This is a genomic window from Pseudomonas sp. SB113 (assembly GCF_040754745.1).
Taxonomy (GTDB): Bacteria; Pseudomonadota; Gammaproteobacteria; order Pseudomonadales; family Pseudomonadaceae; genus Aquipseudomonas; species Aquipseudomonas grimontii.
On the sequence record NZ_JBFMHW010000023.1, the window covers coordinates 64,702 to 85,011 of the forward strand.

Genomic DNA, 20,310 nt, shown 5'->3' on the forward strand with positions numbered 1-20,310 from the left:
ACACTGTGGGAACGAACGGACGCGTTCCCACAGGTAACCAGCAGGTCTTACAGAACGTCGAGCAGTTCGACGTCGAATACCAGAACGCTGTGCGGCGGAATGCTGCCAACGCCTTGAGCGCCGTAAGCCAATTCGCTCGGCACGTACAGGCGCCATTTGCTGCCGGCATTCATCAGTTGCAGGGCTTCGGTCCAGCCGGCAATCACGCCGCCGACCGGGAATTCTGCCGGCTGGCCACGCTCGTAGGAACTGTCGAACACAGTGCCGTCGATCAGGGTGCCGTGGTAGTGGGTGCGCACCTGGTCTTCACGGGTCGGCTTGGCGCCGTCACCGGCGGTCAGCACTTCAAATTGCAGGCCGGAAGCCAGGGTGGTGATGCCATCACGCTTGGCGTTTTCAGCCAGGAAAGCCAGGCCAGCGCCTGCGGCCGCTTCAGCCTTGGCAGCCGCTTCGGCTTGCATGATTTCGCGGATGACCTTGAAGCTGGCAGCCATTTGCTCTTGGTCAACACGGCTTGGTTTGCCGGCGAATGCGTCGGTCAAGCCAGCCAGGATCGCGTCCAGGCTCACACCCGGCGGTGGGTTGTCGCGCAGTTGGTCGCCCAACTGACGGCCGATACCGTAGCTGACGCGGGTTTCGTCGGTGGACAGATTAACTTCGGACATGAAGAGGCTCCGCTGTAGGGCAGCACTGGAAACAGTGTTTGGCGCGCCGCCCTGAACTAAAAGGGCCAGCAGACTAGCACACAAGACCTGCTCATGATGAGCCCTCCACGGTAGCGCGGCACCGGGATCGCGACCCTTCGTCGCACGCGCAATAAAAGCACTTCAGATTCCCCTCTCGTCGCCGATACAGCGCTACACACTTTGGCTGGCTCCAATAACAACACCGTCCAGCAGACAGATATCACCTTTGCGGAGCTTTAGATGAACAGCTGGTTCGGTAACATCAGCGTCAACCTCAAACTGGGCCTGGGCTTCGGCCTGGTACTGGTCCTCACCTCGATCCTGGCCCTCACCGGCTGGACCAGCCTGGGCGGCCTGATCGACCGCAGCAACTGGATGAGCGACATCACCCAGCTCAACGCATCACTGACCAAACTGCGCATCGTGCGTCTGCAATACATGTTGGCCAACGGCGATGAAGCCGTGGCGCAGAACGTGCAGACCAGCCTGGATGCCTTCACTGCCCAGCAACAGAAACTCCTGGATAGCTTCAAGAGCCCGGAAAACGTCAAGCTGCTCAACGAGCAGAAAGCCATCATCACGGCTTATCAGCAATCCCTGAACAAAATGCGTGAGGCTTACCGTAACGGTAATGCCTCTCGCCAGGTGATGGGCGACAAGGCCGACATCGCCAACGCCCAAATCGACGCACTGGAAACCAGCGTGAAGCAAATGCCTGACAGCTCGGAGCACCTTGCCCAGTTCCAGGCCGTGGCCGACGCCAAGATGCAGTTCCAGTTGGCCCGCTACGAAGTGCGCGGCTACACCGGCAACGTCAACCCGGATACCGAAGCCCGCGCTGCCGCACAAATCGAAAAAGCTATCAGCGGCTTGAAAGGCCTCAGCGCCGCCTTCGGCGCCAGCCAGCAAAGCGCCCTGAGCTCGTTGGAAACCGCCCTTGGCGCCTATCGCAGCGCCGTACAGAACTACAAGGCCGCCAACGCCAACATCGTGGCTGCCCGTGCCGAAATGACCACCCAAGGTACCGACATTGTCACAATCAGTGACAAGCTGTACGACATCCAGCTGGACCGTCGCGACGCCGAAAGCGCCCAGGCCCGTAGCCTGCAGTTGATCAGCACGTTGCTGGCACTGCTGGTCGGTATCGTCGCGGCACTGGTGATCACCCGCCAGATCACGCGTCCACTGCAGGAAACCCTGGCCGTGGTTGAACGCATCGCTTCCGGCGACCTGAGCCACAACATCCAGGTCACCCGTCGCGATGAGCTGGGCGTACTACAACAAGGTATTCAGCGCATGGGCACGACCCTGCGTGAATTGATCAGCGGTATTCGCGACGGCGTGACCCAGATCGCCAGCGCCGCCGAAGAGTTGTCGGCCGTCACCGAGCAGACCAGCGCCGGTGTGAACAGCCAGAAGATCGAGACCGATCAGGTCGCCACGGCGATGCACGAAATGACCGCCACCGTGCAGGAAGTCGCCCGCAACGCCGAGCAAGCCTCCCTGGCCGCCGCCGATGCCGATGGCCAAGCCCGTGCAGGCGACAAAGTGGTAGCCGAGGCCATCGCCCAGATCGAACGCCTGGCCGCCGAAGTGGCGCGTTCCACCGACGCCATGGCGCACCTGCAACAAGAGAGCAACAAGATCGGCAGCGTGATGGACGTGATCAAGGCTGTGGCCGAGCAAACCAACTTGCTGGCCCTCAACGCGGCGATTGAAGCGGCGCGTGCCGGTGAAGCCGGTCGTGGGTTTGCCGTGGTCGCCGACGAAGTGCGTGGCCTGGCCCAGCGCACGCAGAAATCCACCGAGGAAATCGAAGGCCTGGTCGCCGGTTTGCAGAATGGTACCCAGCAAGTTGCCAACGTGATGAACAACAGCCGCAGCCTCACCGACAGCAGTGTCGAACTGACGCGCAAGGCCGGTGTGTCACTGGAAAACATCACCCGCACGGTGTCGAACATCCAGTCGATGAACCAGCAGATCGCCGCCGCCGCCGAACAACAAAGCGCCGTGGCCGAAGAGATCAGCCGCAGTATCGTGAATGTGCGTGATGTGTCCGAGCAGACCGCCACCGCGAGCGATGAAACGGCGAAATCGAGCGTGGAACTGGCGCGCTTGGGTAGCCAGTTGCAGCAGATGGTCAGCCACTTCCGGGTTTAAGACACCGCTCTCACTGTGGCGAGGACGCTTGCTCCCTCGCCCAGCAACCCCAGCCGCAAACTGGGATTGCAAAAAACCGCCTGACAAGGCGGTTTTTTATTGCCTGCGATTTGCCTCTCAGCCCTCGCCTTCCTCAACAAACACCACACGATTCCCAAACGGATCCTTGATGCTCATCTCCCGCGATCCCCAAGGCGTTTCCTCAACCCCAGGCTTGGCGTAACGGTAATCCTTGCCCAGCAATTGCTGCTGGTACGCGTCCACCCCTTGCGCCTGGATCCGCACCGCCGCGCCCGGCGAAGCATCGCCATGGTGCTCGCTCAAATGCAGTACGCACTCTCCCAACGACACCTGCAGGTACAGCGGGAAATTCGCCTCGAAGCGATGCTGCCAATCGACCTTGAAACCCAGGAAGTCGACGTAGAATTCCAGCGCCTTGGCCTCATCGAAAATCCGCAGGATGGGGGTGACTTTTCCTAAGTTCATATGACTCTCCACGGGCGAAGCACTCGCTGTTGGCAAGCGATCACCCTAGCCCAATAAGTATCCAAAGTGAACACCATCAACCGTGGGAAATTCGGGTGATCATTGCGCTCGACAGTCGATCATTATCCACATGCACTTCATCGAACTTGTAGGCATTGTCCGCAAACTCCTCCAGGCGTCCCTCGTTGCGCAAACGCTCAATGGTACCTGGCGCCACACACTGACGAGCTTCCACAAACTGCGGGTTTGCCTCGATGTTTTCATTAAACGAGACGACCGGAAGACCTTTACTCTCGATTTCGTAAAGGTGGTATTGGCCATTAAATTCGGTGTCGCCAAATTGCATTGCCGCCGCCTTGGAGCGGGAGGCCACCACGACATTGCCATCCATCATTTTTTCGGGACCGGAAAAGAAATTCGAGTCCCGAAAACCATAATTCTGCGGATCGCCTCGACGCTCTACGCGGTCGGCCTTTTCGACGCGATACAACTTCGCTACATCGGTGCGTTCGATCATGCCACGACCGTTGAAATACCCACCGACAGGCAGGTTGACATTGGCCTTGAACGGGTTGGTCTTGAGGACGCTGTCATCGTCATACGGCTCATAATTCCCGGATGACGTGGCATCCGATGCAACGGAAGAGGGCGAAGCCTCATCTGCCGACTGCTCACTTTCCGGCGCGTCAACTCTTGGCCTTTTGGGCGTGGGCGGTGGCGCCTCCACGACCTCGTAGCGTGGCTGTTCCAGCGGACGCTTGGCTCCCGGCCGCAGGTATATTTCCATGGACGAATCCCATAGAGGGTTCACCGCCCCCTCTGGCGCTTCGGGTAATCGAGTTGGTTGAGTCGGACTCATCAGCACGCCGATCTTCCCGTTCACCCGTCGATAATTGAAAAAGGGTTTACCGGCGGCGTCGCCCGCGGTCGACTGCGCGGCCGTTTCGGCGGCGGGGTCGCCGGTGGAGGGGCCGGCCTTGCCCAGCGCATGGAAAAACGCCATGGTCGCTACGTCCATCGCGGCGGCATGCAAGCCGCTTTCGCGCTCAGCCTGGGTGTCGCCTTCAACGGCCTGGTCAATTTCCATCCCCACCTGCGCCCCGTATGAGGTAGCGCCTACGGCGATACCGATCGGCCCAAGCAATGCCATGGGGATGGAGAATATTGCGTTTCCGGCTTGCAACAAACCCAGTGCATCAGCTTTGTACACCTCGGCATTGGACTTCATTTCGGTGTCGGCATCGTTGTTGATGCGCTGGCGTGTCTGGCTGGCCATGAAGGAAAACACGTCTGCGCCGATAGGGAAATCCAGGGTATTGATATGGCTCGCATTGGCCACCATGACGCCGGCACCGATTTTTTTCAGGGTACCGTCCACACCATTGACACTCAGGGCACCAAATACACCCTGTTGGCGATCGCGAAGTGCGAAATGCTCCGCCAATGCCGTGGCCTTGGCAGGCTCCTTGCTCTGTTCAAGCACCCATTGTTCCACCGCAGCACGGTTCTTGAACGTCAGCAGGGCGGGTTTTCCACCGGGGACATACAAGGTTTCAGTGTCGTCTTTGGACACGAACCGCAATATATCGTTGGATTTATAGCCATTTATGTCGAAGCAAAACACTTTGGTATCCGGATCCGGCGTCGCCTCTGCCTGCAATTGTGTCTTCGATACCGGCCCCTCAAGTGGCACATTGGGTACCGCCGCCCTCATGAGATGGGTATAGGCTTGCAGGCTCAGGCCCTGGTCGGGGTCCTTTTGGTTGAGGGCCCGCGCGGCACGCGCCTCCAGCACAAATTGGTTTTTCGCCAGCATCCGCCACTCGCTGCCGTGCTGTGTCCAGAAATCGTCCAGCTTGGCGATTACCTTCTTCTGCAAATCACCCTCGCGCACAAGGCTCAGCAGTTCACTGGGTTTCATACGCAGTTGGTTGTCTGCGTCATATGTCCCCTTGCGCGGGCCGTCCAGATAAAGGCCATAGACTGAATCCAGATCACGCCATGTCTCCTTGGCGCTAGGCACGTCATCATGAATCTTCGAATAGAGGTAGCCAGGCCCCGTTCGATCAAGAATTAATCGGCCCAGCCGGCCGAAAAAGTCCGGAACGCTTTCGCTGTGAAACAACGAAAACGGGCTGGTGTTCGAAGACAGGAAATGCGCCACCGCCTGAGCCTTGCCGGCAGTACCGTAGCGTTCCGCCGAGAAAAAATCACTGGCGACAGCTTCGGTGAGCGTCATGGATGACAGGGGTGCCCCGTGATGTTCCCACCCCGTCACAGCGCTGCCGGCATGGGTACTGTCTGCGGGCGAGAATTGATGCAGGTAAACCTTGTCGGGGTCGATCCATTGATTGGTCAAGTTCCAGACTTTTTCCTGGATCCAGCCTTTGATCGTGTCACGGGGAAAAGGAAACGCCGCGACAGCATTGATGCTTGGAACAACGCTTGCGCTACGAGTGACGCCGGCGAGTGGAGTGAGAAGACTGCCAACATGACTGGAACCAGCAGATTGAGTGGTCATACGGACTCTCCAGTAAACGGGGGGCCCATCTTAGAGAGCGACTACACAATCTCAATTCGCTTTTTGTAAGCGCTAATTGGCCATATTCTGAAACGCTATTCGACTTGGCAGCACCCCGTCAGGTGCCCGACTCCCACTTGAAACCCTGCCGCAAATCGCCACTGCGCGCCAGGAAACGCCCTGCTCGCTGAGTGTTCGCCTGCCCATTGCTGTAGCTCTGCACGCCATTGACCCACACGCTCTCAATCCCTTCTGCCGCACACTGCGGCGCCTTGAAATCCGCCACATCACGCACCCGCAACGGGTCGAACAACACCAGGTCGGCCCAATGCCCTTCACGAATTTCACCACGCTCGGATAACCCAAAACGCGCCGCCGACAAACCGGTCATCTTGTGCACCGCCGTATGCAGCGGGAACAACCCGACATCCCGGCTGAAATGTCCCAACACCCGTGGGAACGCGCCCCACAAACGTGGGTGTGGAAACGGATCCTCAGGCAAGCCATCCGACCCCACCATCGACAGCGGATGCGCGAGGATGCGTCGCACATCCGCCTCATCCATCCCGTAGTACACCGCCCCCGCAGGCTGCAGACGACGGGCGGCGTCCATCAGGGAGACGTCCCATTCGCCGGCAATGTCCTGCAAGTCGCGCCCACCCACTTCCGGGTGCGGCGTCGACCAGGTAATCGTGATGCGAAACGCGTCGGTCACCTGCTTCAGATCAAGGGTCGAAGAACTGGCCGCGTAGGGGTAACAATCACACCCCACCGGGTGGGTTTTCGCCGCCGATTCCAACGCTGCCAACAGCTGCGGACTACGCCCCCAGTTCCCCGCTCCCGCACATTTGAGGTGGGAAATGATCACCGGTACCTGTGCGTGCCGGCCGATCAGAAAAGCCTCGTCCATCGCCTCCAGCACCGGTTCGAATTCGCTGCGCAAATGCGTGGTGTACACCGCACCGAAGGCCGTCAGCTCTTCACTCAGTTGCAGCACCTCATCGGTCTCGGCATTAAACGCGCTGGCGTAGGCCAGGCCTGTGGATAAACCGAGGGCGCCGGCCTCAAGGCTCTCGTGCAACTGCACGCGCATGGCGGCGATTTCAGCCGCAGTGGCGGTGCGATGCAGGTCGTCCATGTGGTTACTGCGCAGCGCCGTGTGGCCGATCAATGCCGCGACGTTGACCGCTGGATGAGCGCTTTCAACGGCGCTGCGATAGTCGCTGAAACGGGGATAAACAAACGCCGCAGCGCTGCCTAACAAGTTCATCGGGTCCGGCGGATCGCTGCGCAAGCTCACCGGTGAGGCGCTGATGCCACAGTTGCCGACAATCACCGTGGTCACGCCCTGGCTGAGCTTGGGCAGCATCTGTGGCTGGCGGATGACCACCGTGTCGTCGTGGGTGTGTACGTCGATAAAGCCTGGCGCCAGCACACGGCCAGTCGCATCGATTTCATGCACGGCCGCCGCCGTCGACAAGTCGCCGATCGTCTCGATGCGCCCGTCACGCAGCCCCACATCGGCGACATAACCCTCGGTGTTGCTGCCATCGATGATCAGCGCCTGGCGAATCAGCGTGTCGTACGTCATATCAATCTCCAAGCGGCAGGCTGTCAGGACCGCCGCGATAATCGTCGAGGGCCAGCTTGATCCGGCGCAGGCGCTCCTGGTTGTCGTCGGGCAGGGCCAGCGCCAGCTCGGTGGCGAGCAGGTCGATGGCCAGCAGCATGCCGTAGCGCGCCGCCGTGGGTTTGTAGATAAAGCTGGTTTCGGCCGGTTGCAGTGGCAGAAGCACATCCGCCAACTGCGCCAGGGGTGAGTCGGCCAGGGTGATGGCGACGATGCGCGCGTCGTAGTTGCGGGCCAGGGCGACCACATCGAGCAATTCGGGAGTGAGGCCGGTGAGCGAGCAGACGATCAGCGCATGTTCCGGCCCCAGGGTTGCAGCCGTGACGCGCATCATCACCGGGTCGTGGCTGGCGGCAATTGGATAGCCCAGGCGTACCAGGCGCACCTGCAATTCATCGCTGCACAGGCTCGACGGCCCGCCCATGCCGAACGCGTGGATCATCCGCGCCTTGCCCAGCAGGTTCACCGCATCGACAAAACTCGCCTGGCTGAAACCCGACAAGTGCTGGCGCAACGTCGCCTCGATATCGCCGAGAATCTGCCGGTGAAACGCCGACTGTTCAGGCAACCCCGCCGGGTCCAGGAAGCGGCTGCCGACGCCGCTGGCCTGGGCCAGTTGCAGGCGCAGGTCGCGCAAATCCCGGCAACCGACACTGCGGGCAAAACGCGACAAGGTCGCGGTACTGACCTCGGCCCGTTGGGACAGCTCTTCCAGGCTGGCCGAGGCGGCAAAGCCCACATCCTCCAGCATCAGCCTGGCGATACGCCCTTCGCCGGCGCTGAAGGAATCCTGGCGGGCGCGGATCTGGTAGAGGATGTCCATGGGGTCTCCGGTTTACAGGATGCAGGACAGACCATAAGTGAGACCGAAGGCGACCACCGAAATCAAAGTCTCCAGCACGGTCCAGGTCTTGAAAGTCTGGATTACCGTCATATTGAAGTATTCCTTGATCAGCCAGAAGCCGCCGTCGTTAACGTGGGAAAAGATCACCGAACCCGCGCCAGTGGCCAACACCAGCAATTCCGGGTGTGGATAACCCAGGCCCAGGGCGACCGGGGCTACGACGCCCGAAGCCGTGGTCATGGCCACCGTGGCTGAGCCCGTCGCAATCCGCATCAACGCAGCGAACAACCAGCCCATCACCAGCGGCGACAGGTGGAAGGCATGCGCCAGGCCTAGAATTTCGTTGGTAACGCCAGCGTCCACCAATATCCGGTTCAAACCGCCACCCGCGCCCACCAGCAAGGTGATGCTCGCGGTCGGCGCCAGGCATTCATTGGTGAACCTGAGGATCGACTCGCGGTTGAAGCCCTGCGCCAGGCCCAGGGTCCAGAAACTCACCAGGGTCGCCACCAGCAGCGCGATCACCGAGTTGCCGATAAACAGCAGGAACTGATTGAAGCCGGTGCCCGGGGTGGAAATCACGTTGGCCCAGCCACCGATCATCATCAGTACCACCGGCAACAGGATAGTGCCCATGGTCAGTGCAAAGCTCGGCAAACGCTCGCGAGGTTCACGCTCGATAAACTGGCGTTCCAGCGGGTTTTGCGCCGGCAGGTGAATGTGCGGCACGATGAATTTGGCGTACAGCGGACCGGCAATGATCGCCGTCGGGATACCGATGAGGATCGCATAGAGCACGGTCTGCCCCACCGACGCGTTATACGCCAGCACGGCCATCATCGCCGCCGGGTGTGGCGGCACCAACGCATGCACCACCGACAGGCCGGCGACCATCGGCAGGCCGACCATCAGGATCGACACCCCCACGCGCCGCGCCACGGTAAAGGCGATTGGCACCAGCAGCACAAAGCCCACTTCGAAAAACAGCGGCAGCCCCACCAGGAACGCGATGCACACCATGGCCCAATGGGCATTACGTTCGCCGAAACGGTTGATCAGCGTGCGCGCCACCTGCTCGGCGCCACCGGACTCGGCCATCATCTTGCCGAGCATCGTGCCCAGCGCCACGACCAGGGCGATATGCCCCAGGGTTTTGCCGACGCCCGCCTCGTAGGAACCCATGATGGTGTCTGCCGGCATCCCGGCCATCAGCGCCAGGCCGATGGACACCAGGGTAATGACGATAAACGGGTTGAGCCGGTAACGTGCGATCAGCACGATCAACGCAATGATGGCGATGGCAGCGTATGCCAACAGCCCGAAGCCCGGTGATGCGGCCATGCGGTACTCCTCGGAAAGGGTCACGTCGAGTTGGTTGTGAAACTCATAAATCATTACCGAGGCGTATTTTCAAACGTTATGAAAGTAACTTTCGCCCACGGATAAGCGCTGTCGCGTTGGGGTATGCCCAAGGGCCGCGCATGAAAATTCGGGGGGTGTTCTTACATGAAGATCAGAGAAGGCTGGAAACTCAACGAACACGCTTGAGTCATAGAATGCACATCCACTGATGCCAGGAAAATCGAGCATGATTCGCACCACACTCGCCGCCGGCGCCCTGCTTCTCACCGTGTGCGGTACTGCTGCCGCCGACAACGCGGCGCTGAAAAAATGCATGGACGGCGCCAACACTACCGCCGACATGGTCGGTTGCAACGTCAAGGAAACCAAGGTGCAGGACGCGCGCCTGAACCGGGCCTACAAGACCGCCCTCGCCGCCCAGGAAGGCACACGTAAACAGCAACTGCAGGACCTGCAGCGCCTGTGGATCAAATACCGTGATGCCAATTGCGCCTTCGCCGGCTCCGCCACCGGTGGCACCATCGACCAGGTCAACGGCACCGGCTGCGTGTTGGACATGACCCAGACCCGCGCCCAGGAATTGGAAGACCTGGTCGGGCCATGAAAAATCAGTCGTGATGCACCCGTGCCCGCTTGAGCAACTTCTTGCAGCGCTCAGACAAATGCAGCACGCGCAGATGCTTGCCGGCTTTGCTGTAGCGCTCGCGCAGGGTCATCAGCGCGGCAATCGCCGAGTAGTCGACAAAGCTCAGGTGACGGCAATCCAGGGTCACGTGGGCCGGGTCGTTGGCTGGGTCGAACTGGTTCAGGAAAGGCGTAGTCGAGGCAAAGAACAACGTGCCATGCAGGCGATAAAGCTTGCTGCCGTCCGCCTCCAGATGCTCATCGGCATACAGTTCACGGGCCTGTTGCCAGGCAAAGTTCAGCGCCGCGATCACGATGCCGCACAGTACGGCGGTGGCCAGGTCGGTGAACACCGTGATCACCGTCACCGCGATAATCACCAGCACATCATTGAGCGGCACCTTGTTGATCACTCGCAGCGACGCCCAGGCGAAGGTCTGCTGGGACACCACAAACATCACCCCCACCAGCGCCGCCAGCGGAATCCGCTCGATCAGCGGTGACAGAAACAAAATAAACAGCAGGATCATCACCCCGGCGAACACCCCGGAGAAACGCCCGCGCCCGCCGGAGCTGAGGTTGATCACGGTTTGCCCGATCATTGCGCAACCGCCCATGCCGCCGAACAGGCCCGAGAGCATATTCGCCGCGCCCAAGGCCACGCTTTCGCGGTCGGGGTAGCCACGGGTCTCGGTGATTTCGTCGGTGAGGTTCAGGGTCAGCAGGGTTTCCAGCAGGCCGACCATGGCCATCAGGAACGCATAAGGGGCGATGATGCCGAGGGTTTCCAGGGTCCAGGGGATCTGCGGCAGCGCAAAGGTCGGCAGGCCGCCGGCGATGTGGGCCATGTCACCGAGGGTACGGGTCGGCAGGCCGAGCAGGTACACGGCCAGGCCCACGCCAAGGATCGCCACCAGGGCCGGCGGCACCGCGCGGGTGATGCGTGGCAGCAGGTAGACGATGGCCATGGTCACCAGCACCAGGCCCGTCATCACGTACAACGGCATACCGCTGAGCCAGCTTTCACCGTTCTTGAAATGCTCCAACTGGGCCAGGGCAATGATGATCGCCAGGCCGTTGACGAACCCCAGCATCACCGGGTGCGGCACCATGCGCACCAGCTTGCCCAGGCGTAACAGGCCGAACGCGACCATGATCAGCCCGCCCAGCAGCACCGTGGCCAGCAGGTATTCCACGCCGTGCTGCACCACCAGCGCGACGATCACCACCGCCATCGAGCCTGCCGCCCCGGACACCATGCCGGGCCGGCCGCCGAACAAGGCGGTCAGGGTGCAAATGATAAAGGCGCCGTAGAGCCCCATCAGCGGGTTGAGGTGAGCCACCAGGGCAAAGGCGATGCATTCGGGCAGCAGCGCAAAGGACGTGGTGAGGCCGGCCAGGGCATCGGCGCGCAGACGAGTGAGGTTCATGAGGTACCAGGGCATTGCGGGGGATAAGGCGGGGAATGGTACGGAATTGAGCCCGGTGGGGCCAGATTTTTAAGGCCAGCCCGCTCGCCACAGGGACAGTGTTGCTCCTTGACTGACCGGCATTGGGGCTTGCCACACGTAAAAGACAGAAAACTTAGACCATCTCGTCGCGAATCCACTCCACCACCGACGTGCGCTTCGGCGCCCAGCCCAGCAACTCGCGGGCATGCTTGCCGCGCACGCGGCTGTTGGAGCCCAGGCCATAGTTGGCCATTTCATAGCCCCACTCGGCTTCAGCCTCGGCCAGTGACCAATCCTGTGGCTGGCCCAGGTCCAGGGCGTGGGCGATAGCCGTGGTCATGTCGATAAACGAGGCCTCGCCGCTTTCCACAAAGTAGAACGTCCCCGGCACGTTCCTGGTCAGTGCCAGCAGGTACAGCGCCACCACGTCTTCAATGTGCACGTTGGACCAGATGTTCTGCCCGGTACCGACATGGCGCACCACACCGCTCTTGCGTGCCTGCTTGAGCAAGCGCGGCAGTTGCACGCTGTCGCGCTTCACGCCCAGGCTGTGGCCGTAGATCAGGGTGTTGCAGATCACCGCTGAGTTCACGCCGTCTTTTGCCGCCGCCAGAATCAGCTGGTCGATGGCCACGCGCGCGGCCTTGTCGACGGTCGGTTCCGGCAGGCTGTCTTCGAAGTAGATGACATCACTGGCCTTACCGCCCGACGCATCGCCGACGATGCTCGAACCGCTGGTGTGCAGGAATGGCTTGTTCGAGCCTTTCAGCGCGGCCAGCAGGGTTTCCACCGCGGCACGATGGTCGCTGCTCGCGGCATTGATCACTGCATCGGTTTTCTGCGCTTGCTCGGTCAACACAGCAGCATCGTCGAGGGTGCCGATCACCGGGTTGATGCCCTGGGCGGTCATTTCAGCGGCTTGCTCGGCGTTGCGTACCAGGCCGGTAACGCTGTGACCGGCCTTGACCAGGCCAGTGGCGATGGAACCGCCGATAAAGCCGGCTGCGCCGGTAATGAATACGTGCATGGAGAGTGCTCCTGACGGGGTAAGTGATGGGTCCATTGTTACGGACTCATCCCTGACGAATAAGCCCGCACCGCCCAATTCACTCTTGCGCGACGGTCACGAATCAGCAGGCATACCGCGCCAGCTTGGCCTGGATAAAGTCCAGGAAGCACTGGATGCGCAGCGCCAATTGCGAGTTGCGGTAGAACACCGCGTGGATCGGTTGGCGATACCCACTGTTGAACGCCTCCAGCACCGGCACCAGGCGTCCGGCATTGATGTCTTCGGAGGTCATGAAGTTCGACAGACAGCAAATGCCCTGCCCTTCCAACGCCAACTGGCGCAGGGTTTCACCACTGGACGCGGCCACGCTGGGCTGGATCAGCCAGCGGTCACCCTCCACATGGCGCAACGGCCAGTGGTTGAGGGTTTCGGTCTGGGTAAAGCCCAGCAAGGTGTGATCGGCCAACTCGGCGACCGTCGTCGGCGTGCCGTACTGCTTGAGGTAGTCGGGGCTGGCGAGGATATGCAGCGGCGTACAACCCAGGGATCGCGCATGCAGGGTGGAGTCGGCCAGGGCACCGATGCGAATCGCAATATCGGTGCTCTGTTCCAGCAGGTCGATGATCAGGTCATCGCTGTTCAACTCCAGCTGGATCTCTGGATACAAACGCCGGAATTCGGCGATGTAGGGCACGATCCCATGCAGCATGAAGGGCACGGCGGCATTGATGCGCAGGCGCCCGGTGGGGTTTTTCTGGCGTGACGACAGGCGCTCTTCCAGCTCGTCCATCTGCGCCAGGATCAGCTTGGCCTGCTCGAAGAAGTACTTGCCCTCCTCGGTCAGGTCCATGCGCCGCGTGGTGCGGTTGATCAGCGTGGTCTCAAGCTTGGCTTCCAGGCGCGACAGCGTGCGGCTGACCGCCGACGGCGTCTGCCCGACCTGCTCCGCCGCCGCGGAAATCGAGCCGCACTCAATCACGCTGACGAAGATCTGCAGCTCATCGGATCGGGCTTTCACAGGCGGTCCTCGTTATCGGTTCACAGCAGCTTACACCGAGAGGTTGAACACCTGCGCCAGATGCTGCTCGTAGCGCGCCACGTCGGCTTCGATGGCCGGGCGCTTCATCACGTCCACGCACAGGAAGGTCGGCAGGCCGGTCATGCCGAGGAACTCATTGGCTTTGTGGAACGGAAAGTACACCGCGTCCACGCCCTTGGCTTCGAAGAAGTCAGTCGGGTCGTCGAAGGCTTGCTGCGGCGCATTCCAGGTCAGCGACAGCATGTATTGCTTGCCCTGGACCAGGCCGCCGCTGCCGTATTTCTGCGAGGCGTCGGAACGGGTGCGGCCATCGCTGGCGTACAGGCTGCCGTGGCCTTCGGTGAAGACTTCGTCGATGTACTTCTTGACGATCCATGGCGCGCCCATCCACCAGCCGGGCATCTGGTAGATGATCACGTCGGCCCAGAGGAATTTGGCGACCTCTTCGGCCACGTCGTAGCCTTCGTCGATATGGGTGACTTTGACATCGATACCGCCTCGGTCCAATACCGCCAAGGCGGTGTCATGCAGGGTGGTGTTGTAGCGGCCATCGGAGTGGGCGAACTTTTTGCCGCCGTTGAGCAGGAGTACTTTTTTCATGGGAGGCATCCAGAAGGTTGAAAATGTCTGGACGCAGACTATCGACCTCGGCCCTTCGGAATAAGCGGCCACCGGGCAAAATACCTTTGACCCAAAAGCACGAATACATCGGGAATTGTTAACCAGCGATCAGCAGATGCCCGCCCAGCAGTGCCATACCGATAAAAAATACCCGCTTGAACAACACTGCACTGATGCGTCGGCGCACCACCTGGCCCAGCCACATGCCCAGCAGCGCCGGCACCAGCGCCAGCAACGATGCATTGATTTCACCGCCGCCCAACGCACCGCGCCAGGCTAAGCCGGCGGCCAGCGCCAGGGTCGATACCGTGAACGACAGCCCCAACGCCTGCACCAGTTGATCGCGATTCAAACCCAGCGCCTGCAGGTACGGCACGGCCGGAATCACAAACACACCGGTGGCCGAGGTGATGATGCCGGTGATCAACCCACACAACGGGCCCAGCCAGCGCTCGGTTTTGGCGTTGACCTCGAACGTGGGCAGGAACAGTCCGCTCAGTGCATACGCCAGCAACGCCGCCCCCAGCGCGCGCACCACCCATTGCCCGCCGCCCATCCCCAGCCACAACGTGCCCAATCCGGTGCCGAGGAAAATCAGCAGCAACATCGGCCACAGGCGCTTGAGCAAAGCCCCCAGGTGCCCGCCGAATGCCAATTGCCACAGGTTGGTAACCGTCGACGGAATGATCAGCAACGCCGCAGCCTGCGCCGGCAACATAGCCAGGCCGAGCATGCCCATGGCCACGGTAGGCAGGCCCAGGCCGATGACGCCCTTGACGGTACCGGCCAGCAGGAAGGTGCCGATCACCAGCAAAGTAAGAGCGGGGCCGAGGTTTTGGTAGAACGCGAGGAAGGTATTCATGGGCAAAGTGTGCGACTTTTCGATGCGCTCGGAAATTCGCCATATACTGAGGCAGCCTCTTGTTTTGCGTGAGGCTGATGTCGCCAGTCCAGTCCCCCGAGCAATCCGCCATGCACTTTGACCTGATCGACCTGCGCCTCTACCTGCACACCCTCGACACCGGCAATATCACCGCCGGCGCGGCCCGCAGTCATTTATCCCTGGCCGCCGCCAGTGCACGCATCCGGGCGATGGAGGCCTCATTGGGCATCGATTTTCTCGACCGTGGGCGTCGCGGCGTCACCCCCACACCGGCGGGAAAGGCCTTGGCCCGTCACGCCCGGCTGCTGTTGCAACAGGCCGAGCACCTGCAACAGGACCTCGCGGAATACGCCAACGGCGTCAAAGGCCAGGTGCGCCTGCTGTGCAACACCACCGCGCTCAGCGAATACCTGCCGGAACTGCTTGCGGACTTTCTGCGCGAACACCCCAACCTCGATATCGACCTGCAGGAATTGCCCAGCCTGCGCATTACCCAGGCCTTGCGCCAGGGCACGGCGGAGCTGGGGATCATCTCCGACGCGGTGGACACCCACGGCTTGCAGACCTTGCCGTTTCGCGACGACCCACTGGTGCTGATCATGCCGCGCGACCATCCCCTGGCAAACGGCAAGGTGAGCTTTGTCGACAGTCTGCAATACGATTACGTGGGCCTGGGCGCCGCCAGCGCACTCTCGGTGTACCTGGAAGAACAGGCACTGCATGCAGGCTTTCGTGTGCAGACGCGCATCCGCGCCGAGGGTTTTGACGGGCTGATTCGCATGGTCGCCCGCGGCGCCGGCCTGGGCATCGTGCCCCAGGCGGCGTTGGCGCGCTGGCCAGCGCCACACCCCTTCACTGCCCAACCGTTGCAGGAAGAGTGGGCTCGCCGAACGCTGCTGTTATGCGCGCGCTCGTTCGAACAACTGCCGGGTTACGCCAGGGCCTTGTTCGACGCCTTGGCCCTGCCCTCGCGGAAAAACCCGTAATACACCGCCGACAGGATCAGCAGGAACGGCACGCCAAACACCCGGGTCATCTTGAACGCCTCGGTGAAGTACGTGGTGATCATCACCGCCCCCATCAGCACCAGCCCAGTTCGCGGGGGGTGATCTCGGCAAAGCCGTTGTCTGGCATGGTCACGTGGTGTGCCCCTTTATTATTGGGGTTGCCCTGTCTAACTGTTGTCACAGATCCCCTCCCACATTTTCTCCGGCGTTTATTCAGGTAACGCTATGGCGGACCTTGAATTGGGGTTGGTCCCAAGTGTTGTTATCGAGAATCTCACCGAGGATTTCCACGGCGTCCCACACCTCGCTGAAGCTGGTGTACAGCGGCGTAAACCCAAAGCGCATGATGCGCGGCTCGCGGTAATCACCGATCACGCCGCGGGCGATCAAGGCTTGGATCACCGCATAGCCTTCAGGGTGTTCGAAGCTCACATGACTGCCACGCCGGGCGTGTTCACGCGGAGTAATCAACACGAGGTCATGGGCGGCGCAGCGGCTTTCGACCAGCTCGATAAACAGGTCGGTCAATGCCAGGGATTTGCTGCGCAGGCTGGCCATGTCGGTCTGTTCAAAAATCTCCAGCCCGCATTCCACCATCGCCAGCGAAGTGATCGGCTGGGTACCGCACAGGTAGCGGGCGATGCCGGCGCTCGGCGCGTAGCTGGATTCCATGGCGAACTGCCGGGTATGCCCGAACCAGCCCGACAGCGGTTGGTGCACCAGGTCCACCAACGCTGGGCTGACCCACACGAACGCCTGGGAGCCTGGGCCGCCGTTGAGGTATTTGTAGGTGCAGCCAATCGCATAGTCAGTACCGGCCCCGTGCAGGTCGATCGGCACCGCGCCTGCCGAATGCGCCAGGTCCCAGATGCTCAGCGCGCCGCATTCATGGCTTAAGGCGGTGAGCGCCGGCATGTCGTACATGTAGCCGGTCTTGTAGTTGACGTGGGTAAGCATCACGACCGCCACATCCCCGTCGATGGCCTCGGGCAGCTCATCCGGGCTGTTGACCAGACGCAGGGAATAGCCCTGCTGCAGCAACTCGGCGAGGCCCTGGGCGATGTACAAATCGGTGGGGAAGTTGCTCGCTTCGCTGACGATCACCTTGCGCGCAGGCGCGCGTTGGCGCTGCACGCTCAAGGCGGCGCTGAGCACCTTGAACAGGTTGATCGAGGTGGTATCGGTGATCACCACCTCACCGGCGCGCGCACCGATCAGCGGTGCCAGGCGGTTGCCCAAGCGCTGGGACAAGTCAGCCCAACCGGCGCTGTTCCAACTGCGGATCAAGCCATTGCCCCATTCCTCGGCAATCACCTGTTGTGCCCTTGCCAGCGATGCCACCGGACGCGCGCCGAGGGAGTTGCCGTCGAGATAGATCACGCCCGCAGGCAATGCGAACTGATGGCGCAGGGGCGCCAGCGGGTCTCTGGCGTCGAGGGTTTGGCAGCGGCTTCGGGAGGTCATGGGCGATCCTGGTTTTTATCGTGAAGACGGACCAAATAATGAACGAAGATTTGGAGAATTTTCGTGCAAAGTGGTGGGTAACAGGCTAATTAAGCTGTAGGAAATTCGAATTTAACCCCTGAACACACGGATTTATTCTAATCATGATCCTTGACGCCACCGACCTGCGCCTGCTGCATTTCCTGCAACAGGATGGCCGTATCAGCAACCAGGAACTGGCGGAAAAAGTCGCGTTGTCGCCCTCTGCCTGCCTGCGCCGTTTACGTCTGCTGGAGAGCGAAGGGATCATCAGCGGCTACCGCGCGGTATTGAATGCAGAGCAACTGGGGATTGAGCTGGAGGCTATCGTCCACCTGTCATTGCGCCAGGATGTGGAGGATTGGCATGAGACGTTTATCAAGAAGGTGCAAGGCTGGCCGGAAGTGGCCAGCGCGTACGTGATCACCGGCGCCAGCAACTATGTGCTGCGCGTGCAGGCGCGCAACCTCAAGCACTTTTCCGACTTCATCGTGAACCACCTGAACCGCACGGCGGGGGTGATGGATATCCGTTCGGAGATTGTGTTGCAGAAGATCAAGGATCGGGATGAGGTGCTTGATCTGGTCGTTCGCAAATAGGAGCAGCACCATCCGTCAAATGTGGGAGAGGGCGTGGACCCGCTGCATGCGTTTTTGCTCTACCGGCGCGTCAGTCACCTGCAACTCAACGTCAAAATCAATCTGCGCAAACCGCCCTTCCACGCCAAACTCCCGCGCCATTTGCTGATCGTCGCTGAAGCGAATCTCGGCGATCAATTCGTCCCGCGTCGCGTAGGCAAAATCATCATGCAGGTACGGGTCATCCGGCAGGTTGATCTGCGTGGTCAGGTGCCGATCCCCCGGTGCCGAGATGAAGAAGTGGATATGTACGTGTGCGGCCCCCCGCCGAGGGTCGAATCCATCCAACAATGGCTGGCGGATCAGGCACTTGATGGCGTTCAGCTGTATTACGAAAAGTTTACGCAGAGTAATATCTGACTCCTCAGCACTTCTGAGGGGCGGATGCGGCGTGCAATCAACCCCGAGAAAAACAAGTAGAAGGGAACGTTAATGGCGGATGACATGGTTAACCCGGTAGGCCTCAAGCGTGGCCTGAAGAACCGGCATATTCAGTTGATCGCCTTGGGAGGGGCGATTGGCACGGGGCTGTTCCTCGGTTCGGCCGGGGTACTCAAGTCGGCAGGGCCGTCGATGATCCTGGGCTACGCGATCGCTGGTTTCATCGCGTTCCTGATCATGCGCCAACTCGGCGAGATGATCGTCGAAGAACCGGTGGCCGGCTCGTTCAGCCATTTCGCGCACAAATACTGGGGCGGTTACGCGGGCTTCCTGGCCGGCTGGAACTACTGGGTACTCTACGTGCTGGTGGGCATGGCCGAGCTGACCGCGGTGGGCAAGTACATCCAGTTCTGGTGGCCGGAGATCCCGACCTGGGTCAGCGCACTGGTGTTCTTTGTCGCGGTGAACCTGATCAACACCCTGAACGTTAAGTTCTTCGGTGAGGCCGAGTTCTGGTTTGCGATCATCAAGGTGGTGGCGATTGTCGGCATGATCGTGCTCGGTTGCTACCTGCTGTTCAGCGGCACCGGCGGCCCGCAAGCCTCCATCAGTAACCTGTGGAGCCACGGCGGGTTCTTCCCGAATGGCGGCATGGGGCTGTTGATGTCCATGGCCTTCATCATGTTCTCGTTCGGCGGCCTGGAGCTGGTGGGTATCACCGCCGCCGAGGCCAGTGAGCCACGCAAGGTGATCCCCAAGGCGATCAACCAGGTGGTGTACCGGATCCTGATTTTCTACGTCGGTGCATTGGCCGTGCTGCTGTCGCTGTACCCATGGGACCAACTGCTGCAAACCCTCGGCGCGTCGGGCGATGCCTACAGCGGCAGCCCGTTTGTGCAGATCTTCTCGCTGATCGGCAACGACACCGCCGCCCATATCCTCAACTTCGTGGTGCTGACCGCGGCGCTGTCGGTGTACAACAGCGGCGTGTACTGCAACAGCCGCATGCTGTTCGGCCTGGCCGAGCAAGGTGATGCGCCAAAAGCGCTGATGAAGCTCAACAAGCAAGGCGTGCCGCTGCGGGCCCTGGCGATCTCGGCGTTGGTGACGATGCTGTGCGTGGTGGTCAACTACGTGGCGCCGAAGAGTGCGCTGGAGTTACTGTTTGCGCTGGTGGTTGCCTCGCTGATGATCAACTGGGCGCTGATCAGCATCACCCATATCAAGTTCCGCAAAGCCATGGGCGAGCAAGGCGTGACGCCGTCGTTCAAGACCTTCTGGTTCCCGTTCAGCAACTACCTGTGCCTGGCGTTCATGCTGATGATCATCAGCGTGATGCTGGCGATCCCGGGTATTCGCGAGTCGGTGTATGCGATGCCGGTTTGGGTGGGGATTATCTATGTGGCCTACCGGTTGCGAGTGAGTAAGACGAAAGCGGTAGCCGCTGCGCAGTAATATCCATGTGGGAGAGGGCTTGCCCCCTCCC

Annotated in this window: 17 protein-coding genes and 3 pseudogenes; 6 read left to right on the plus strand and 14 right to left on the minus strand. The window is 60.9% G+C overall.

The features are described 5' to 3' along the window. Positions 1 to 47: 47 nt before the first annotated feature. Entirely contained in the window at positions 48 to 665 is a 618-nt protein-coding gene (locus AB1462_RS24930; RefSeq protein WP_003176055.1) for an FKBP-type peptidyl-prolyl cis-trans isomerase, read from the minus strand. Between the two features lie 261 nt (positions 666 to 926). On the opposite strand from AB1462_RS24930, the gene AB1462_RS24935 reads away from it, so the two are divergent. Beyond that, on the plus strand, positions 927 to 2,846 hold the full coding sequence (locus AB1462_RS24935; protein WP_259194542.1) for a methyl-accepting chemotaxis protein: 1,920 nt from the start codon (positions 927 to 929) through the stop codon (positions 2,844 to 2,846). Positions 2,847 to 2,963: 117 nt separating this feature from the next. Here the strand turns inward: AB1462_RS24935 and AB1462_RS24940 are convergent, their stop codons facing one another. The 5 genes from AB1462_RS24940 to AB1462_RS24960 all read right to left on the minus strand — a co-directional run bounded on the left by AB1462_RS24940 (position 2,964) and on the right by AB1462_RS24960 (position 9,668). Next, positions 2,964 to 3,332 (minus strand): glyoxalase superfamily protein, encoded by a 369-nt coding sequence (locus AB1462_RS24940; RefSeq protein ID WP_090400745.1) that lies wholly within the window; start codon positions 3,330 to 3,332, stop codon positions 2,964 to 2,966. A gap of 76 nt (positions 3,333 to 3,408) precedes the next feature. Next, positions 3,409 to 5,853 (minus strand): DUF6543 domain-containing protein, encoded by a 2,445-nt coding sequence (locus AB1462_RS24945; RefSeq protein WP_367248125.1) that lies wholly within the window; start codon positions 5,851 to 5,853, stop codon positions 3,409 to 3,411. Between the two features lie 118 nt (positions 5,854 to 5,971). Next, complete coding sequence (locus AB1462_RS24950; protein ID WP_367248127.1) at positions 5,972 to 7,444, minus strand: amidohydrolase family protein; 1,473 nt, start codon at positions 7,442 to 7,444, stop codon at positions 5,972 to 5,974. A 1-nt stretch (position 7,445) separates the two neighbouring features. After that, positions 7,446 to 8,306 (minus strand): MurR/RpiR family transcriptional regulator, encoded by an 861-nt coding sequence (locus AB1462_RS24955; RefSeq protein ID WP_090400748.1) that lies wholly within the window; start codon positions 8,304 to 8,306, stop codon positions 7,446 to 7,448. Positions 8,307 to 8,318: 12 nt separating this feature from the next. Continuing rightward, the gene (locus AB1462_RS24960; RefSeq protein ID WP_244176224.1) at positions 8,319 to 9,668 is read right to left on the minus strand and encodes a gluconate:H+ symporter; all 1,350 of its coding nucleotides are present in this window, start codon (positions 9,666 to 9,668) and stop codon (positions 8,319 to 8,321) included. 247 nt (positions 9,669 to 9,915) lie between these two features. Between AB1462_RS24960 and AB1462_RS24965 the strand changes: the two genes are divergently transcribed. Further along, positions 9,916 to 10,293 carry a lysozyme inhibitor LprI family protein gene (locus AB1462_RS24965; protein WP_259194545.1) on the plus strand — a complete coding sequence of 126 codons (378 nt, stop codon included), beginning with the start codon at positions 9,916 to 9,918 and terminating at the stop codon, positions 10,291 to 10,293. 4 nt (positions 10,294 to 10,297) lie between these two features. Here the strand turns inward: AB1462_RS24965 and AB1462_RS24970 are convergent, their stop codons facing one another. The 5 genes from AB1462_RS24970 to AB1462_RS24990 all read right to left on the minus strand — a co-directional run bounded on the left by AB1462_RS24970 (position 10,298) and on the right by AB1462_RS24990 (position 15,295). Then, entirely contained in the window at positions 10,298 to 11,743 is a 1,446-nt protein-coding gene (locus AB1462_RS24970; protein WP_090400751.1) for a SulP family inorganic anion transporter, read from the minus strand. Between the two features lie 154 nt (positions 11,744 to 11,897). Next, a complete protein-coding gene (locus AB1462_RS24975) occupies positions 11,898 to 12,791 on the minus strand; it encodes an NAD-dependent epimerase/dehydratase family protein (protein WP_367248129.1) in 894 nt (297 codons plus the stop codon). Between the two features lie 103 nt (positions 12,792 to 12,894). Further along, positions 12,895 to 13,791 carry a LysR substrate-binding domain-containing protein gene (locus AB1462_RS24980; protein WP_367248131.1) on the minus strand — a complete coding sequence of 299 codons (897 nt, stop codon included), beginning with the start codon at positions 13,789 to 13,791 and terminating at the stop codon, positions 12,895 to 12,897. 30 nt (positions 13,792 to 13,821) lie between these two features. Beyond that, entirely contained in the window at positions 13,822 to 14,412 is a 591-nt protein-coding gene (locus tag AB1462_RS24985; protein WP_090400754.1) for an NAD(P)H-dependent oxidoreductase, read from the minus strand. 118 nt (positions 14,413 to 14,530) lie between these two features. Continuing rightward, positions 14,531 to 15,295 (minus strand): sulfite exporter TauE/SafE family protein, encoded by a 765-nt coding sequence (locus tag AB1462_RS24990; protein WP_367248133.1) that lies wholly within the window; start codon positions 15,293 to 15,295, stop codon positions 14,531 to 14,533. A 110-nt stretch (positions 15,296 to 15,405) separates the two neighbouring features. Here AB1462_RS24990 and AB1462_RS24995 point away from each other — a divergent pair, with 110 nt between their 5' ends. Beyond that, entirely contained in the window at positions 15,406 to 16,302 is an 897-nt protein-coding gene (locus AB1462_RS24995; protein WP_367248152.1) for a LysR substrate-binding domain-containing protein, read from the plus strand. Here AB1462_RS24995 and AB1462_RS25000 read toward each other — a convergent pair. Both AB1462_RS25000 and kynU read right to left on the minus strand, forming a co-directional pair. After that, positions 16,248 to 16,409, minus strand: a pseudogene (locus tag AB1462_RS25000) (amino acid permease); the annotation flags it as partial. The gene AB1462_RS24995 and the pseudogene AB1462_RS25000 sit on opposite strands and share 55 nt — an antisense overlap. A 127-nt stretch (positions 16,410 to 16,536) precedes the next feature. After that, on the minus strand, positions 16,537 to 17,787 hold the full coding sequence (kynU, locus tag AB1462_RS25005) for a kynureninase (protein WP_367248135.1): 1,251 nt from the start codon (positions 17,785 to 17,787) through the stop codon (positions 16,537 to 16,539). Between the two features lie 143 nt (positions 17,788 to 17,930). On the opposite strand from kynU, the gene AB1462_RS25010 reads away from it, so the two are divergent. Continuing rightward, positions 17,931 to 18,404 (plus strand): Lrp/AsnC family transcriptional regulator, encoded by a 474-nt coding sequence (locus AB1462_RS25010; protein WP_003176072.1) that lies wholly within the window; start codon positions 17,931 to 17,933, stop codon positions 18,402 to 18,404. Between the two features lie 15 nt (positions 18,405 to 18,419). Here the strand turns inward: AB1462_RS25010 and AB1462_RS25015 are convergent. After that, positions 18,420 to 18,692 (minus strand): annotated as a pseudogene (locus tag AB1462_RS25015) (catechol 1,2-dioxygenase); the annotation flags it as partial. Between AB1462_RS25015 and antC the strand changes: the two are divergent. Together antC and AB1462_RS25025 are read left to right on the plus strand one after the other, a co-directional pair. Continuing rightward, positions 18,687 to 18,803: pseudogene (antC, locus tag AB1462_RS25020) on the plus strand (anthranilate 1,2-dioxygenase electron transfer component AntC); the annotation flags it as partial. The pseudogenes AB1462_RS25015 and antC sit on opposite strands and share 6 nt — an antisense overlap. A 72-nt stretch (positions 18,804 to 18,875) precedes the next feature. Beyond that, complete coding sequence (locus tag AB1462_RS25025) at positions 18,876 to 20,279, plus strand: amino acid permease (RefSeq protein ID WP_090400759.1); 1,404 nt, start codon at positions 18,876 to 18,878, stop codon at positions 20,277 to 20,279. The last annotated feature ends 31 nt before the right edge of the window (positions 20,280 to 20,310 follow it).